Source organism: Stenotrophomonas genospecies 3, assembly GCF_054473855.1.
This window is the reverse complement of the sequence record NZ_JBTMUR010000001.1, coordinates 16,262-33,095: the sequence shown is the minus strand read 5'-3', so window position 1 is coordinate 33,095 and position 16,834 is coordinate 16,262. Positions and strand designations below refer to the sequence as shown.

The following is a 16,834-nucleotide window of genomic DNA, read 5'->3' as shown; positions in this document are numbered from 1 at the left end:
GGGGCGCCAACCAAGGTTGGCAACTACCGGGGCGGCATCGGCGCCAACCAAGGTTGGCGGCTGCCAGAGGCGCATCGGTGCCGACCAAGGTTGGCCCCACCCACGCTTTGGTAGATGCCGACCTTGGTCGGCACAGGGCGCCAACCAAGGTTGGCAACTACCGGGCCGGCATCGGCGCCAACCAAGGTTGGCATCTACCAGAGCAGCATCGGTGCCAACCAAGGTTGGCAGCTACCAGAGCCGCATCGGTGCCAACCAAGGTTGGCATCTACCAGAGCGGCATCGGCGCCAACCAAGGTTGGCATCTACCAGAGCGGCACCTACCGAACCCTTCCTCAGAAGATATCGAACGCGGCGGCGTCGGCCTGCGGCGTATTGAGGTTCAGGTCGTAGTCGGTCAGGCGGTCCATGTCTTCCACCTTCACCCACTCGGTCGCGCCGTTGAGGGTGGCCTGGACCATGCCGCTGGGCGGGTCGTTCTGCGCGATCGGGGTGTCCTTCAGCGCGGTGCGCATGTAGTCGATCCAGATCGGCAGGGCGGCCTTGCCACCGTATTCGCGGTAACCCAGCGAGCGGAAGTCGTCGCGGCCCACCCACACGGTGGTCACGTACGGCCCGCCGAAGCCGGAGAACCAGGCGTCGCGGTGGTCGTTGGTGGAGCCGGTCTTGCCGCCCACGTCCTCGCGGCCGAGCACCTTGGCCTGCACGCCGGTACCGCGCTGGACCACGTCGCGCATCATCGACACCAGCTGGTAGGCGGTGCGGGCATCGATCGCGCGCGGGGCGGTGCGGGCATCCGGGTTGGCCGGTGCCGCCGGGGTTTCGACCTTGGCTTCGGCCTTGGCCGCCGCAGCCGGGTCCACCTTCGGGGCCGGGGCGCCAAAGTTGAAACCGTCGACCACCTGGTTGACCGGCTGGTCACTGCTGCCGGCGCAGTCGCGGCAGGCCAGTGCCGGGTTTTCCTTGAACACCAGGTTGCCGTCGCGGTCGTTGACCTGGTCGATCAGCCAGGTGTCCACGCGCGAGCCGCCGTTGGCGAACACGGCGTAGCCGCGCGCCACCGACAGCGGCGTCAGCGAGGCGGTACCCAGCGACATCGACAGGTTCGGCGGCAGCTCCGATTCGGCGAAGCCAAACTCGCTGATGTACTTGCGCGCGTAGTCCACGCCCATGCCATCGAGCAGGCGCACCGAGACCAGGTTGCGCGACTGCACCAGCGCTTCACGCAGGCGCATCGGGCCGCGGAAGCCGCCACCGTCGTTCTGCGGGGCCCAGGTCTTGCCGCGGCGGTCGCGGAACACGACCGGGGCGTCGAGCACGATCGAGGCCGGGTTGTAACCCTTGTCGAAGGCGGCGGCGTAGACGAACGGCTTGAAGCTCGAACCCGGCTGGCGACGGGCCTGGGTAGCGCGGTTGAACTTGTTGCCGGAGAAGCTGAAGCCACCCACCAGCGCCTTCAACGCGCCGTTGTGGGCATCCAGCGAGACCAGTGCGGACTGGCCGCGCGGGATCTGGTCCAGCAGCCACTCACCTTCCTTGGCACCGGCGCGCACGCGCACGATGTCGCCGCGCTGCACCAGCTTGCCCGGGGTCTTGTTGGTCCACTTGGCGGCGCCGGCCGGCAGCACGATCTCGCTGCGGTTTGCCAGCACCACTGTTGCGCTGCCATCGGCGCCGGTGCTGGCGACGATGGCCGGCAGCAGGCCGGCCTGGCCGTACATGCCACGCAGGTGCTCGGCCAGGGCAGCGGCGTCTTCGCCGGCACCCACCTGCACCTGCTTCTCCACGCCGTGCCAGCCGTGGCGGTGGTCGTACAGCAGCAGGCCGTCGCGCACCGACTGGTTGGCGGCGGTCTGCAGGGTGGCATCGATGGTGGTGGTGACGTGGTAACCCTTGTTGACCACATCGCCGCCGAAGCGGGCGATCATTTCCTGGCGCACCAGCTCGGCCACGTAGGGGGCATCGACCTGCACCGGCGGTTCATGCGCGGTGGCGTGCATCGGCACGGCCTTGGCCGCATCGGCCTCGGCCTGGCTGACGAACTTCAGGTCGGCCATGCGCTGCAGCACGTAGTTGTCGCGGCGCTGGCGGGCACGTTCCGGGTTGGAGATCGGGTTGCCCGAAGACGGGAACTTGGGGATGCCGGCCAGCGAGGCCATTTCATCCAGATCCAGCTCGTTCAGCTTCTTGCCGTAGTAGAACTCGGCGGCGGCGGCCACGCCGTAGGCGCGGTTGCCGAAGAAACTCTTGTTCAGGTACAGCTCGAAGATCTCGTCCTTGCTCAGCTCGGACTCGATCTTCCGCGCCAGCAGGATCTCTGCCAGCTTGCGGGTGTAGCTGTACTCGGAGCTGAGGAAGAACTGGCGGGCCACCTGCTGGGTGATGGTGGAGCCACCCGGCACGCGCTTGTCGTTGGTGGTGGCCAGCAGCCACACCGCACGGCCGATGCCCATGTAGTCCACACCGCCATGCTCGTAGAAGCGGGCATCCTCGGTGGCCAGGAACGCCTGCTTCAGGCGCTCGGGCACGTCCTTCATGGTGATGGGGGTACGGCGGGTCTCGCCGAACACCGCCATCAGCTTGCCGTCGGCGGCATAGACGTACATGGGCTCCTGCATTTCCACGTCGCGCAGGGTCTGCACGTCGGGAAGCTTGGAGGACACGGCGTAGTACAGACCGCCCACGGCGGCCGCGCCGATCAGCGCCAGGACCAGGACAATCAGGAAGATCCAGCGCAGCCAGCGGCGGAGTCGAGTCATCGGGTTCAGATTCCGATTGCGAATTTCGTGGTCGCAGAGTATAGATTACGCAAGGTGGCGGCTGGGGTCGGCACCGGGGAGCGCAAGGGGAACAGTCAGGGGCTGCATGGTGAATCCGTGAGGGACTTCACAGCAGGGCCGTTGCCATTTGCTAAGAATACGTTATTAATGCTCGGGCGCAGGTCTTGCGTCCAAGTGCCCGTCGGCAGGGGAGAAACCGTGGGGCTCATCCCAAAAAGTCAGTCGCCGCTTGTAGGCGTCGACATCAGTTCGACTGCGGTAAAGCTTTTGCAGCTGTCCCGCAGTGGCAATCGTTTTCGTGTGGAACATTACGCTGTGGAACCTCTTCCGCCGAATGCGGTGGTGGAGAAGAACATCGTGGAAGTGGAGGCCGTGGGTGAGGCCATCCGCCGCGCGATGAACCGCTCGGGGAGCAAGGCCAAGCTGGCCGCTGCCGCCGTCGCCGGTTCGGCGGTGATCACCAAGGTGATCCCGATGCCGGCCGAGCTCGACGAGAACGACATGGAAGCCCAGATCGAGCTGGAAGCGGTCAACTACATTCCGTATCCGATCGAGGAAGTGAACCTGGACTTCGAGGTGATCGGGGCGATCCCGAACAACCCGGAGATGGTCCAGGTGCTGCTGGCCGCGTCGCGCTCGGAGAACGTGGAACTGCGCCAGTCGGCGCTGGAGCTGGGTGGCCTGCAGGCCAAGGTGATGGACGTGGAGGCCTTCGCGGTCGAGAACGCCTATGCCCTGGTTGCCAGCGAGCTGCCGGTATCCATCGAGGGTGTGGTCGCGCTGGTCGACATCGGTGCCACCATGACCACCCTCAATGTCCTGCGTGGCGGCCGCAGCCTGTACAGCCGCGAACAGGTGTTCGGTGGCAAGCAGCTGACCGACGAGATCATGCGCCGCTACGGCCTGAGCTACGAGGAAGCCGGCCTGGCCAAGCGCCAGGGCGGGCTGCCGGAAAGCTACGAGATGGAAGTGCTGGAGCCGTTCAAGGAAGCCACGGTCCAGCAGATCAGCCGCCTGCTGCAGTTCTTCTACGCAGGCAGCGAGTTCAACCGCGTTGATCACATCGTGCTGGCCGGTGGCTGCGCCGTGCTGGGCGGTCTGCCGGAAATGGTCGAGGAGCAGCTGGGCGTGCCGACCGTGGTCGCCAACCCGCTGGCGCAGATGACCCTGGGGCCGAAGGTGAACGCGCATGCGCTGGCCCAGGATGCCCCCGCGCTGATGATCGCAACCGGTCTGGCGCTGAGGAGCTTCGACTGATGGCACGCATCAATCTATTGCCCTGGCGCGCCGAGCGGCGCAAGCAACGCCAGCGCGAGTTCTACGCAATGCTGGGCATGGCCGCGATCGGTGGCCTGCTGCTGTCGCTGGTGATCTGGTTCTACTACGACCGCCAGGTGAGCGGCCAGATGGACCGCAACGCCTATCTGGAAGCCGAGATCGAGAAGGTCAAGGAACAGAACAAGGAGATCGACCGCCTCGACGCGCAGAAGGAACGCCTGCTGGCCCGCAAGAAGGTGATCGAGGAACTGCAGGCCAAGCGCTCGCAGATGGTGCACCTGTTCGATGCGCTGGTGCGCACGATTCCCGATGGCCTGGTGCTGACCGCGCTGAAGCAGGAAGGCGACGTGCTGACCCTGGAAGGCCGTACCCAGTCCAATGCCCGTGTTTCGGCGTACATGCGCAATCTGGAGACCTCCGGTTGGATGACCAACCCGGAACTGTCGATCATCGAAGCACGTGATCCCGAGAAGGACAAGGACGGCAAGGTGGGCCCGCTGGCCGACATCAAGGCGCTGCCCTATGTGTTCGTGGTCAAGGTGAAGCTGCCGGCACAGAGTGAGGAAGTGGCCGGTACGCCAGGCCTCAACGCCGATGGTTCGGTGGCAACGCCGGCTCCGCCCGCAGTGGCACCGCTTGCAGCCGGCCCGGATGCAGCGGCACCTGCTGCACCGGCCGCAGGCCAGCCCGCTGCTGCACCGGCTGCACCCGCACCCGCCGCCGCGCCGGTCAACGCACCTGCTGTCACCCCGGCCCCGGCTACGCCGAACCAGCCGGCAGCCCCGGCTGCAAAGCCTGCGCCGAAGCCCGAGGGCAGCCGCCTGGCGCAGCCGCCGCAGGCCTTCAACGCCCCGCTGCAGGGGGATCGCGCATGAGCCAGAAAATCGATCTGAAGAACCTGGATTTCAACGACATCGGCAACTGGCCGCAGAAGGCCAAGATCGTCTTCTGCTCGCTGTTGGCGCTGGTGATCATGTTCGTGGCGTGGATGCTGCTGATCAGTGGCAAGCGCGAGGAACTGGCCGGCCTGGAATCGAAGGAAGTCGAGCTGCGTTCGGAGTTCACCAAGCAGCAGGAGCGTGCGGTGAACCTGGCGCCGCTGAAGCAGCAGCTGGCACAGATGGAACAGGTGCTGCAGCAGATGCTGCGGCAGCTGCCCAGCAAGACCGAAATGCCGGACCTGATCATCGACATCTCGCAGACTGCGCTGTCCAGCGGCCTGACCAACGAGCTGTTCGAGCCGGAGCAGGAGCAGGTCAAGGAGTTCTACGCCGAGAAGCCGATCAAGCTGCGCATGGTGGGCAGTTACCACCAGTTCGGTGCCTTCGTCAGTGGCGTGGCGTCGCTGCCGCGCGTGGTCATCCTGACCATGCACGACATCAACCTCAAGCCCAAGGACAAGACCAGCGGCAACGCCCGCAGTGGTGCGCTGGAGCTGTCCGGCACGGTCAAGACCTACCGCTATCTGGATGAGACCGAGGTGCAGGCACAGCAGGCGGCTGACGCCGGCAAGGAGGAGAAGAAGTGATCCGTTCCCTCTTTGCGCGTTGTGGGATGGCTGCCGTCGTGCTGATGCTGGCCGCGTGCGGCCGCGATGTGACCAGCACGCCGGGTGATGCGCCGAATCTTGAAAAGTGGGTGGAAGGCGAGCGTGCGCGACCGGCACAGCCGCTGGAGCCGCTGCCGGTGATGCAGCAGTTCGAAACCTTCGAATACTCCGCACAGGGTCTGCGCGACCCGTTCACCGATGCCTGGACCAATCCGCAGCAGGGGAATGGCGGATTGCGTCCGGATCCGAACCGGCGCAAGGAGCCGCTGGAAGGCTTCCCGCTGGACGCACTGGACATGGTCGGCACCATCGGCACCGGCGCCGCCACCGTGGCGCTGGTGATGGGGCCGGACAAGGTGACCTACCGGGTACGCCCGGGCGGCTACCTGGGGCAGAGCGACGGGCGGGTCACGGCGGTCTTCGAAGACCACGTGGAGCTGATCGAACTGGTGCCGGATGGCGCGGGCGGCTGGCTGGAACGGCCGGCAACGCTCTCGCTTGAAGATCAATGATCGTTTACTGGGGATAGCACGATGACCTTTCACCAAGCCAAGGGGCTGCGTCCCATCCGGCGCTTTACCTTGAACCGTGTCAGCGCGTTGGGAGTCGCGCTGATGCTGGCCTGCGCTCCGGCGCTGGCCGCCGCACCGGCGGAAAAGCCGGTGGGCGCCACCGTGGCACCGGCGGCAGCGCCGGCCGGCCTGTCGGTGGCCAAGATCGATTTCAAGCGCGGCGATGATGGCGCCGGGCGCCTGATCGTCCAGTTCGACGGCCAGGGCGCGGTTCCGGACCTGCGTACGCAGGGCAACAGCGTGGTGGTCGATGTCGGTAACGCCCGACTGCCGGCCAACCTGCAGAAGCCGATGAACGTCATCGACTTCGCTACGCCGGTGCAGCGCATCGACGCCAAGCCGTCCGGTGCCGGTACCCAGCTGGTGCTGAGCACCGGTGGCGCGGTGGAGTCGCTGGCCTACCAGAGTGGCAACGAGTACGTGGTGGAGATCAGCCCGCGGCAGGCGCCGGCCGCTGTCGGTGCAGTCACCGCCGGCAGCGTCACCCAGGCTGCCAAGGCTGTTGGTCAGCGCGGTTTCACCGGCAAGCCGGTGACCTTCAACTTCCAGGACGTGCCGGTGCGCACCGTGCTGCAGTTGATCGCCGAGGAATCCAATCTCAACGTGGTGGCTTCCGATTCGGTACAGGGCAATGTGACCCTGCGCCTGGTCAACGTGCCGTGGGACCAGGCGCTGGACATCGTGCTGCGTGCCAAGGGCCTGGACAAGCGTCGCGATGGCAGCGTGATCTGGGTCGCTCCGCAGGCTGAGCTGGCCAAGTTCGAGCAGGAGAAAGAAGACGCGCGCATCGCCATCGAGAACCGCGAAGACCTGGTCACCGATTACGTCCAGATCAACTACCACAGCGCCACGCAGATCTTCAAAGCGCTGACCGAGGCCAAGGGCATCGGTGGCGGCAGTGGTGGCGGCAATGGCGGTGGTGGCGGCTCGTCGCAGGAGGAGAGTGGCTTCCTGTCCGGGCGGGGCCGCATCGTCGCCGACGAGCGCACCAACACGCTGATGATCAGCGACATTCCGAAGAAGATCGCGCGCATGCGCGAGCTGATCAGCGTGATCGACCGCCCGGTCGACCAGGTGCTGATCGAAAGCCGCATCGTCATCGCGACCGACACCTTCGCCCGCGAGCTGGGTGCGAAGTTCGGCATCAGCGGCAGCCGCGACAACGTGTACTTCAGCGGCAGCCTCGCTGCCAACGAGGAAACCCGCAAGTCGCAGGTCGATACCGCACTGGCCAACGCCAAGGCGGTCCGTGAGTGGCAGGCCGGTGGCAGCGTCGGCCCGGCGCCGGTTCCCAGCGGCCCGACCATCAAGCGTGGCCTGAACTGGAACCTGCCGGTGGCTACGGCCAGCAATCCGGGTTCGCTGGCGCTGTCGATCCTCAACGCAGGCTACCTGCTGGACGTGGAGCTGTCGGCCATGCAGGAAGAGTCGCGGGGTGAGGTGATCTCCAACCCGCGCGTGGTCACCACCAACCAGCGCGAGGCGATGATCAAGCAGGGCAAGGAAATCGGCTACGTCACCATCAGTGGCACCGGTGCTGCCGGTGGCGCCGGTTCCACCCCGAACGTGCAGTTCAAGGAAGTGGTGCTGGAACTGCGGGTGACCCCGACCATCACCAACGACAACCGCGTGTTCCTCAACATGCAGGTGAAGAAGGACGAAGTTGACCGCCTGATCGAACTGCAGGGCTACGGCACGGTACCGTCGATCAACCGCCGTGAGGTCAACACCGCGGTGCTGGTTGAGGATGGGCAGACCGTGGTCATCGGTGGTGTGTACGAGTTCACCGACCGCAGCAGCATCAGCAAGGTGCCGTTCCTGGGCGACGTGCCGTTCCTGGGCAACCTGTTCAAGAAGCGCGGCCGCAACAAGGACAAGGCCGAGCTGCTGGTGTTCGTGACCCCGAAGGTGCTGCGCGTGGCCAAGCAGAACTGAGCCCGCGCCTCCGCGAAACGCAGAAGGGCCGCCCTGCGCGGCCCTTCTGCGTTTCCGCCCGTAGATCCACGCCGCCCATGTCCAGTAGATCCACGCCATGCGTGGATGGGCCGTTCAGCCGTTCTTGATGCCATTCGCAGGGCACCCTGCGATGATGTCGGGAACCCGTGCCGTCCCGCGCCGGTCAAAGGCCCCCATGAACCTGCCACCGCCGATGCCCGAAACCGTCTCGCCGCCGTCCGCGCCGGCCACCTCCCGCCTGCATGCCGCTTTCAGCCAGCTGCGCGACGCATTGTCGGCCGAGATCGTCGGCCAGGCCGCGCTGGTCGAACGCCTGCTGATCGCGCTGCTGGCCGATGGCCACCTGCTGGTGGAAGGCGCTCCGGGCCTGGCCAAGACCACGGCGATCCGCGCGCTGGCCTCGCGCCTGGAGGCCGACTTCGCCCGCGTGCAGTTCACCCCGGACCTGTTGCCGGCCGACCTGACCGGCACCGAGATCTGGCGCCCGCAGGAAGGCCGCTTCGAATTCGTACCCGGCCCGATCTTCCATCCGATCCTGCTGGCCGATGAAATCAACCGCGCGCCAGCCAAGGTGCAGTCGGCACTGCTGGAAGCGATGGGCGAGCGCCAGGTCACCGTGGGCCGCCACACCTACGCGCTGCCGCCGCTGTTCCTGGTGATGGCCACGCAGAACCCGATCGAGCAGGAAGGCACCTTCCCGCTGCCGGAAGCGCAGTTGGACCGTTTCCTGATGCATGTGCGCATCGGCTACCCGGACCAGGCCGCCGAATCGGAGATCCTGCGCCTGGCTCGCGAGCGCGCCCGTGGTGCGTTGGGCGAAGCCGCACAAGCGCCGGAAAAGCTGCCGATGCAGGATGTGTTCGATGCCCGCCGCGAAGTGCTGGACCTGCACATGGCGCCGGCGCTGGAACGCTACCTGATCGAGCTGGTGCTGGCCTCGCGTGATCCGTCGCGCTATGACGCTGGCCTTGGCCGCCGCATTGCATGGGGCGCCAGCCCGCGCGGTTCCATCGCGCTGGAACGCTGTGCGCGCGCGCGCGCCTGGCTGGCCGGCCGCGATTTCGTCACCCCCGATGACGTGCGTGCGGTTGCTGCCGACGTGCTGCGCCATCGCGTGCTGCCCAGCTACGAAGCCACCGCTGAAGGCTGGGATGGCGAACGCCTGGTGCAGGAGCTGCTGGCCCGGGTGCCGGCACCCTGAGCCTGCGCATGACCGATCCATCCCTGCACCACGCCTCCTCCGTCAGTGACGGTGACGGGCTGCGCCCGCAGCTGTCCGAACTGGTGGCGCTGCGCCGCCTTGCACAGCGACCGCCGCCGCCACGCCGTGGCCGCGCCGGCAATGCCGGGCAGGCGCCGTCGCCGCTGCGCGGGCGTGGCATGGAATATGCCGAGTCACGCGAGTACGTGGCCGGTGATGATGCACGGCATATCGACTGGCGGGTGACCGCGCGTACCGGACGTGCCCACACCAAGCTGTTCCAGGCCGAACGCGAGCGGGTCAGCCTGATCGTGGCCGATACCTCGCCGGCCCTGTACTTCGGCACCCGCGTGCGCTTCAAATCGGTGCAGGCTGCACGCGCGGGCGCCGTCGCCGCGTGGTCGGCGCAGCGTCGTGGCGATCGCATCGGCGCCCTGCGTGGCAGCGACCGTGAACCACCGATTGCACCGGCAGGCGGCCCGCGCGGCGTATTGCGCGTGCTGGACGCGCTCACCCGCTGGTATGCGCAGCCCCCGGCCGATGACCTTGGCCTGGAACGTGCGCTGGACCATGCCGGTCGCGTCCTGCGCCCGGGTGCACGTGTGCTGGTGCTGGCCGATCCGCAGCAGGCCATCCGTATTCCGCCGGCGCGCTGGAGTGCGCTGGCCCAGCACCACGACCTCAGTCTGGTGCTGCTGGTGGATCCATTGGAACTGCAGCCTCCGTCAGCCGCGCTGCAGTTCCAGACCCTGCAGCAGCGCATCGGCCTCGACCTGCGACGCAGCGAGGTCCAGGCCCATTGGCAGGCGCATTTCGTTGAACCGCTGCAGGAGCTGCGGCGCCAGCTGGGAGCGCGCCGCGTCGATGTGCAGGTGCTGTCCACCGACGCGCCCAGTGATGCCTGGCTGGCGCCCTCACCGACCGAGGTGCCGGCATGAGCGCGAACCTGCCGCTGCGCGATGTGCAGGTGCCACCCGCTCCATCATGGTGGCCGCCGGCACCGGGCTATCTGATGATCGGCGGCGTGATGCTGCTGTTGCTGGCGGTGGCTGCATTCTTCTGGTGGCAGCGTCGCCGTCGCCGCCAACGCTGGTTGCAGCTGTTCGATCAGGAGCTGGCATCCACCGCCGATGCTGCTGCGGAACTGGCAGCGATCGCCGGACTGCTGCGTCGCGCCGCACGCCAGGCGCAGCCCGGCAGTGAATCCCTGCGCGATGACGCCTGGTGGCAGCGCGTGGATCCGCAGGGCACATTGCCGGAAGCACGCCGAAGCCTGTTGGCCGAAGGTGCTTATCGCCCACGCGTGGACGTCAACGAGGTGGCCGCAGTACGCCGCTGGGCGCGCGAGCGCTATCTGGCCATGCTGCTGGAGCGGCGCCGATGAATCTGCTGGCAAGTTACTGGCCATGGCCGGACCTGCAGCTGGCGTGGCCGTTGGCCCTGCTGGCGCTGCCGTTGCCGTTGCTGATGCGCTGGTGGAAGCGTCGTGCCGATCCCGGCGCTGCGCTGCGGGTGCCCTATGCGGCGACGGAACTGCAAGCGCTGTCCGGTGGCGGCCGCGTTGACGTGTCGTGGCTGCGCACGCTGCTGTTGTGGCTGGGTTGGTGCGCGCTGTGCGTCGCACTGGCTCGCCCGCAACAGCTGGGTGAAGCGATCACGCCTCCGCAGGAGGGCCGGCAAATGATGCTGGCGATGGACGTGTCCGGCAGCATGGGCGAGGGCGACATGGTGCTGGGCGGGCAGGCGGTGGATCGCCTGACCGCGGCCAAGGCCGTGCTGGCTGATTTCCTTGATCGTCGTGCCGGTGATCGCATCGGCCTGCTGATCTTCGGCGACCGCGCCTACACGCTGACGCCGCTTACGGCCGATCTGGCCAGCGTGCGCGACCAGCTGCGCGACAGCGTGGTCGGCCTGGCCGGGCGCGAGACCGCCATCGGTGATGCCATCGGCCTGGCGGTGAAGCGCCTGCGCAGCCAGCCTGAAGGCCAGCGCGTGCTGATTCTGCTGACCGACGGCGTCAGCAATGCCGGCGTGCTGGAACCGCTGCGTGCCGCCGAAGTCGCGCGTGCCGAGGGCGTGCGTATCCACACCGTCGCCTTTGGCGGTGATGGCAGCATGCGCCTGTTCGGTATTCCCATTTCCGCCGACCAGGATCCGGTCGACGAGGCTACCTTGAAGAAGATCGCGAGCATGACCGGCGGCCAGTTCTTCCGCGCCCGCGACACTGCACAGCTGGCCGGCATCTACGCCGAACTGGACCGGCTGGAGCCGATCGCCGCGAAGGGACCAAGCCTGCGACCGCGCGAGGAACGCTATGCATGGGCGCTGGGCCTGGCCTTGCTGCTGGGCGCATTGGCCTGGCTGTGGCCGGAGCGTCGCCGATGATCGCGTTGGCTTCGAATCTTCCTGACTGGAACGCGCTGCACTTCCTGCGTCCGGAATGGCTGTGGGCGTTGCTGGCGCTGCCGTTGATCATCGCTGTGGCGTTGTATCGGCAGCGGCGCAGCGACGTGTGGCGAACAGCGGTGGATGCCCACCTGTTGCCGCATCTGCTGGCTGCGGGCACGCGCCGCCGTGCACGCCTGCCCTGGGCCGTGCTGCTGGGCTGGACCCTGGCAGCGCTGGCCATGGCCGGGCCGAGTTGGCGGCAGCAGGCACAACCGATGTTCCAGGCCAGCGCACCGCTGCTGGTCGTGCTGGATCTGTCCAGCCGGATCAATGCCACCGATCTGCCGCCGTCGCGCCTGCTGCAGGCTCGGGCGAAAGTGGGCGAGCTGCTGCGTGCCCGCCAGGGTGGCCAGGTGGGCCTGGTGGTCTATGCCGAGGATGCCTACACCGTGGCACCGCTGACCGATGACGGCAGCAACGTCGCGCTGTATCTGGACGCGCTGTCGCCGGATGTGATGCCGCGCGACGGACAACGCGCCGACCGTGGCATCGACTGGGCGACGCGGTTGATGCGCCAGATCGGGGCATTGCGGGGGCAGATCCTGCTGGTCAGCGATCAGGCGGATGATGAAGCGGCACTGGCCGCAGCGCAGGCGCGCAGCCTCGGCATGCAGGTGTCGGTACTGGGGCTGGGCACATCTGCCGGTGCGGCGTACCGGGATGGCACTGGGCAGATCCGCCAGGCCGCGCTGGATGAAGGCAGCCTGCGTGCGGTGGCGACCGCAGGCGGAGGCCGCTATGCCCGCATCGCCACCGATGACAGTGATCTGCGTGCGCTGGGCGTACTTGATGCACGCGAGGGTACTGCGGCGCAGCGGCCCGGCGAGGGCAAGCAATGGCGTGATGAAGGGTTCTGGCTGCTGCCACCGGTGATGCTGCTGGCGCTGCTCGCTTTCCGTCGCCGCGCGCTGCTGGCGGCGGTGCTGGCGGTGGGCCTGCTGCCATGGATGAGTGATGTGCAGGCGCAGGCGCCCGCGGTGCCTGCCGCACCGCCGGCGCAGGGCACGCTGTGGAAGCGCGCCGACCAGGTGCAGCACCAGCGTCTGGCCGAAGGTGCGCAGGCTTACCGCAACGGTGATTTCGCCAGTGCCCGCAAGCAGTTCGAGGGCATCGACAGCGATGCGGGCTGGTACAACCTGGCCAACACGCTGGCCCGCCAGGGCAACTACGACGAAGCCATTGCCGCCTACGACCGCGCGCTGGCACTGCATCCCGGCATGGCCGATGCGGTCGCCAACCGTGCCGTGGTCGATGCCGCGCGCAAGCGCAAGCAGTCGGGTGGCAAAGGCCAGGATCAGCAGAAGCCACCGCAGAACGGGCAGCAGAAGCAGCAGAACGATTCACAGGGCCAGCAGAATCCGCAGGGCCAGCAGCCGCAGCAGGGCCAGCAGAATCCCGGTCAGGGACAGCCACAGTCGGGTCAGCAGGGCCAGCCCAATCCCGGTGACGACAAGAACCAGTCGAGCCCGCAGCCCGGCGAGCGAGGCCGCGATGGACAGCAGGCGCCACCACAGGTGGAGGATGCCAAAGCGCAGGCCCAGGCTGATGAGCAGCAGCGCCAGCGCATGCAGCAGGCCATGCAGCAGGCACGTGAGGGCAAAGGCGATCAGGATGGCAAGCCCGTGCCAGGCAGCGACGGCACCACCCCACGCCAACGCGAGGAGCAGCAGGCGGTGGAGGCGTGGATGCGACGCGTGCCGGATGATCCGGGCGCATTGCTGCGGGCCAAGTTCCAGCTGGAAAACGAACGCAGGAAGAGGGAAGGGCGATGACGCGGGCGATCAACATGCACGGGCACTGGCCCCGACAGGTACTGGCGGCACTGCTGCTGTGGCTGCCGCTGCTGGCCTGGGCGCAGCCGCGTGCGTGGCTGGACCGCGACCGCATCGCGATGGGCGACACGGTCACGCTCAATGTCGAGAGCGACCAGGGCGCCCCTGACTTCACACCGTTGCGCACCGACTTCGACCTCAGCGGGCAGACCAGCAGCCGCCAGGTAGCGTGGAGCAATGGCAGCATGCAGCAGCGCAATCTGTATGGCGTGGCACTCACGCCACGGCGTAGCGGTGCACTGGTGGTGCCGGGCCTGCAGGTGGGCAACGTACGTACCGCTCCGTTGACCCTGCAGGTGGATGCCGCTGCCGTGGCAGGTCCCGACAGCAATGCGGTGGCGTTCATCGAAACCGCTGTCGATGACGAGACACCGTATGTGCAGCAGAGCGTAGGCGTGGTGGTGCGGTTGTATTTCGCTTCGCAGCTGGCCTCCGGCGAACTGGTGCTGGATACACCGGCCGGCGCGTCGTTGCAGCGGGTGGGCGATGACCGCACCGATGTGCGACAGGTCAGCGGCCGCCGCTACAACGTGGTCGAGCGGCGCTTCCTGCTGATCCCCGAGCGCAGCGGTGCACTTCGGCTGGCCGGTGCGCGCTTCAGCGGGCGCAGTGCCGGTGGCTTCTTTGACGACTTCTTCGGCGGCGGCGACGGGCGCATGAATGCCACCGGCGCCGATCGCACGTTGCAGGTGCAGGCGCAACCGGCACAGGCGCCGCAGCCATGGCTGCCGCTGCAGGGCCTGCAGCTGCGCTACACCAGTGCACCGACCAGCGCCCGTACCGGCGAGGCGGCCAACGTGGTGGTGGAGGCGATTGCCGAAGGCGCCACCCGCGCGCAGTTCACCGATCTGCCGGTGCCCGACGTCGGCAACGCCGCGCAGGTGTTCGCAGAACCTGCGCAGTACGAAGAGACCTTCAATGGCAGTACCCCGCGGCTGAAGATCACCCGCCGCTATTCGATCGTGCCGCGCCAGCCGGGTTCGCTGGTGGTGCCGGGGCCGCGCCTGCCGTGGTGGGACGTGCGCAATAGCAAGGCACAGGAAGCGAAGCTGCCGGACCTGACGCTGGCCGTGGTGGCCGGTAACGGGGCTGGCAGTGCGTCACCTGCACCGCTGCCGCCGATCGACACCGATGCGGCGCTGCCGGATGGCGATGGCCAGGACAGCCGTATCGCGGCGACCGATCCGCGCGCCAGTGGTTTGTCCGAGCGTCCGTGGCCGTGGATGGGCGCCGCCATCGGCCTGGCGTTGCTGTGGCTGCTGACGCTGTTGTGGGGCTGGCAGCGAGGCCGTCGCCCGCGCGTGGCGGCGCCCGTGGCGGCCAAGGGCGCTGTGCCGGCTGTGGCGACTGGACGTGCAGGCGTGGCCGAACTGCGCCGCGCGCTGGATGGTGAAGGGTTTGATCAGGTGGAAGCGCAGCTGTGTGCGATGGCCGGTGTCGAACGTATCGAGCAGGTCATCACGCGGCTCGATGACCCGGCCCAGCGGCAGGTGCTGCAGGAACTGCAGCAGGCCCGATGGGGCGGGCAGGGTGATCTTGCGCCGCTGCGCACGCGCCTGCGCGAGGTCTTCCGTGACGGACCGCACTGGTCGGCGGCTGCAGGCACCGCTGACACTGGCCTGGCGCCGCTGTATCCGCCGCGGCGAACCTGAACCGGCGCCGCTTGCGCGCTTTGTTAGAGTGCATTCATTTTTCGAGGAAACCCGCGCATGACAGCAGCTGCTGCCGACAAGAAGAAGTTGCCCCTGCATTGGAAGATGGGCATCGGCTTTGCGATCGGCCTGATCCTGGGACTGATCGTGCACGCCCTGGGCGGCAGCGTCGATGGTCTGCAGGCCGGTGCCAAGTGGGTAATGGACTACATCACCACCCCGGCTTCGGGCCTGTTCCTCAACCTGATCTTCATGCTGATCGTGCCGCTGATCTTCTCGGCGCTGATCATGGGTGTGTCGGAGATGGGCGACATCCGCGCCCTCGGCCGCATCGGCTGGAAGACCCTGGCCTATACCGTGCTGCTGTCCGGCATTGCCGTGGGCATCGGGCTGGTGCTGGTGAACCTGCTCAAGCCGGGTGTGGGCGTCGACCCGCAGGTCGCTGCGATGATGCTGTCGGAGAACGCCGAGCGCAGCAAGGAGATTGTCGCGGGCATCCACGGTACGCCGAAGGGCATGGACATGCTGCTGTCGATCGTGCCGAGCAACGTGCTGCAGGCCGCGTCTGACAACGGCGCGATCCTGTCGCTGATGTTCTTCGCGCTGATGTTCGGCATCGGCATGGTGCTGACCGACAACGAGAAGGTCGCGCCGCTGCGCCGCGCCATCGAAGGCGTGTTCGAAATTTCGATGACCCTGATCAACCTGGTCATCCGCCTGGCCCCGTATGCGGTGGCCTGCTTCATGTTCAACCTGGCCGCGCTGTTCGGCTTCGAGCTGATCATCCGCCTCGGTGCCTACGTGGGCGTGGTGGTGCTGGCACTCGGCCTGCACATGGTGGTGAGCTACGGTACGGCCGTATGGCTGTCCGGTCGTTCGCCGCTGTCGTTCTTCCGCGATACCCAGGAAGCGACGGTGATGGCGTTCTCCACCGCCTCCAGCAACGCCACCCTGCCGACCGCGCTGCGCGTGGCCGACCAGATGGGCCTGCCGCAGCGCGTGTCGCGCTTCGTGCTGACCGTGGGCGCCACCGCCAACCAGAACGGCACCGCGCTGTTCGAGGGCGTGACGGTGATCTTCCTGGCCCAGTTCTTCGGCGTGGACCTGAGCATCGGCCAGCAGATCATGGTGATGGCGGTCTGCATCCTCGGTGGCATCGGCACGGCCGGCGTGCCGTCAGGCTCGCTGCCGGTGGTGGCGATGATCTGCGCGATGGTGGGCGTGAACCCGTTGGGCATCGGCCTGATCCTGGGCGTGAACCACTTCCTGGACATGTGCCGTACCGCGCTGAACGTGACCGGCGACCTGGCCCTGACCACCCTGGTGGCCAAGGGCGAGTCCCACGATGGCCCGGCGCTGGGCCCGCAGCAGGACTGAGTCCGGATTCCCGTCTCCGGACTCCGGGGACGGGTAGTGCCGGCCGCTGGCCGGGTACGCGTCATCGCATGCGCGCTGCCGCTCCCACGTTTCGCGATGCGAATCGCGGGCCCCCTTACCGGCCTCCACACCCCGGCGCCTATGGCGCAGCCCCCGAACTCCGGGGGCGGGTAGTGCCGGCCGCTGGCC

13 protein-coding genes are annotated in these 16,834 nt (G+C 67.4%); 12 read left to right on the top strand and 1 reads right to left on the bottom strand.

What is annotated here, in order from left to right; genetic code table 11:
- Positions 1–335: 335 nt before the first annotated feature.
- Positions 336–2,759 carry a penicillin-binding protein 1A gene (locus ACX9OT_RS00135; RefSeq protein ID WP_049461748.1) on the bottom strand — a complete coding sequence of 808 codons (2,424 nt, stop codon included), beginning with the start codon at positions 2,757–2,759 and terminating at the stop codon, positions 336–338.
- 219 nt (positions 2,760–2,978) lie between these two features.
- Between ACX9OT_RS00135 and ACX9OT_RS00130 the strand changes: the two genes are divergently transcribed.
- The 12 genes from ACX9OT_RS00130 (at position 2,979) to ACX9OT_RS00075 (ending at position 16,645) form a co-directional block, all read left to right on the top strand.
- Positions 2,979–4,037 (top strand): pilus assembly protein PilM, encoded by a 1,059-nt coding sequence (locus ACX9OT_RS00130; protein WP_010484061.1) that lies wholly within the window; start codon positions 2,979–2,981, stop codon positions 4,035–4,037.
- Positions 4,037–4,933 carry a PilN domain-containing protein gene (locus ACX9OT_RS00125; protein ID WP_049461749.1) on the top strand — a complete coding sequence of 299 codons (897 nt, stop codon included), beginning with the start codon at positions 4,037–4,039 and terminating at the stop codon, positions 4,931–4,933. Before ACX9OT_RS00130 ends, ACX9OT_RS00125 begins: the two co-directional genes overlap by 1 nt.
- The gene (locus ACX9OT_RS00120; protein ID WP_049400744.1) at positions 4,930–5,586 is read left to right on the top strand and encodes a type IV pilus inner membrane component PilO; all 657 of its coding nucleotides are present in this window, start codon (positions 4,930–4,932) and stop codon (positions 5,584–5,586) included. The genes ACX9OT_RS00125 and ACX9OT_RS00120 overlap by 4 nt, the downstream gene beginning before the upstream one ends.
- A gap of 26 nt (positions 5,587–5,612) precedes the next feature.
- Positions 5,613–6,119, top strand: coding sequence for a pilus assembly protein PilP (locus tag ACX9OT_RS00115; protein WP_010484064.1), 507 nt, complete (start codon positions 5,613–5,615; stop codon positions 6,117–6,119).
- Between the two features lie 21 nt (positions 6,120–6,140).
- On the top strand, positions 6,141–8,114 hold the full coding sequence (locus ACX9OT_RS00110; protein WP_049400745.1) for a type IV pilus secretin PilQ: 1,974 nt from the start codon (positions 6,141–6,143) through the stop codon (positions 8,112–8,114).
- 196 nt (positions 8,115–8,310) lie between these two features.
- Positions 8,311–9,336 carry an AAA family ATPase gene (locus tag ACX9OT_RS00105; protein WP_032127852.1) on the top strand — a complete coding sequence of 342 codons (1,026 nt, stop codon included), beginning with the start codon at positions 8,311–8,313 and terminating at the stop codon, positions 9,334–9,336.
- An 8-nt stretch (positions 9,337–9,344) separates the two neighbouring features.
- Entirely contained in the window at positions 9,345–10,274 is a 930-nt protein-coding gene (locus ACX9OT_RS00100) for a DUF58 domain-containing protein (RefSeq protein WP_049461750.1), read from the top strand.
- Positions 10,271–10,720: a DUF4381 family protein gene (locus ACX9OT_RS00095; protein WP_049461751.1), complete on the top strand. Its 450-nt coding sequence runs from the start codon at positions 10,271–10,273 to the stop codon at positions 10,718–10,720. Before ACX9OT_RS00100 ends, ACX9OT_RS00095 begins: the two co-directional genes overlap by 4 nt.
- Positions 10,717–11,721, top strand: a complete 1,005-nt coding sequence (locus ACX9OT_RS00090; RefSeq protein ID WP_032127855.1) for a vWA domain-containing protein — start codon at positions 10,717–10,719, stop codon at positions 11,719–11,721. Before ACX9OT_RS00095 ends, ACX9OT_RS00090 begins: the two co-directional genes overlap by 4 nt.
- Positions 11,718–13,556, top strand: a complete 1,839-nt coding sequence (locus ACX9OT_RS00085; protein ID WP_049400750.1) for a tetratricopeptide repeat protein — start codon at positions 11,718–11,720, stop codon at positions 13,554–13,556. Before ACX9OT_RS00090 ends, ACX9OT_RS00085 begins: the two co-directional genes overlap by 4 nt.
- Positions 13,553–15,268 (top strand): BatD family protein, encoded by a 1,716-nt coding sequence (locus ACX9OT_RS00080; RefSeq protein ID WP_049461752.1) that lies wholly within the window; start codon positions 13,553–13,555, stop codon positions 15,266–15,268. The genes ACX9OT_RS00085 and ACX9OT_RS00080 overlap by 4 nt, the downstream gene beginning before the upstream one ends.
- A gap of 57 nt (positions 15,269–15,325) precedes the next feature.
- Entirely contained in the window at positions 15,326–16,645 is a 1,320-nt protein-coding gene (locus ACX9OT_RS00075) for a dicarboxylate/amino acid:cation symporter (protein ID WP_032127858.1), read from the top strand.
- The last annotated feature ends 189 nt before the right edge of the window (positions 16,646–16,834 follow it).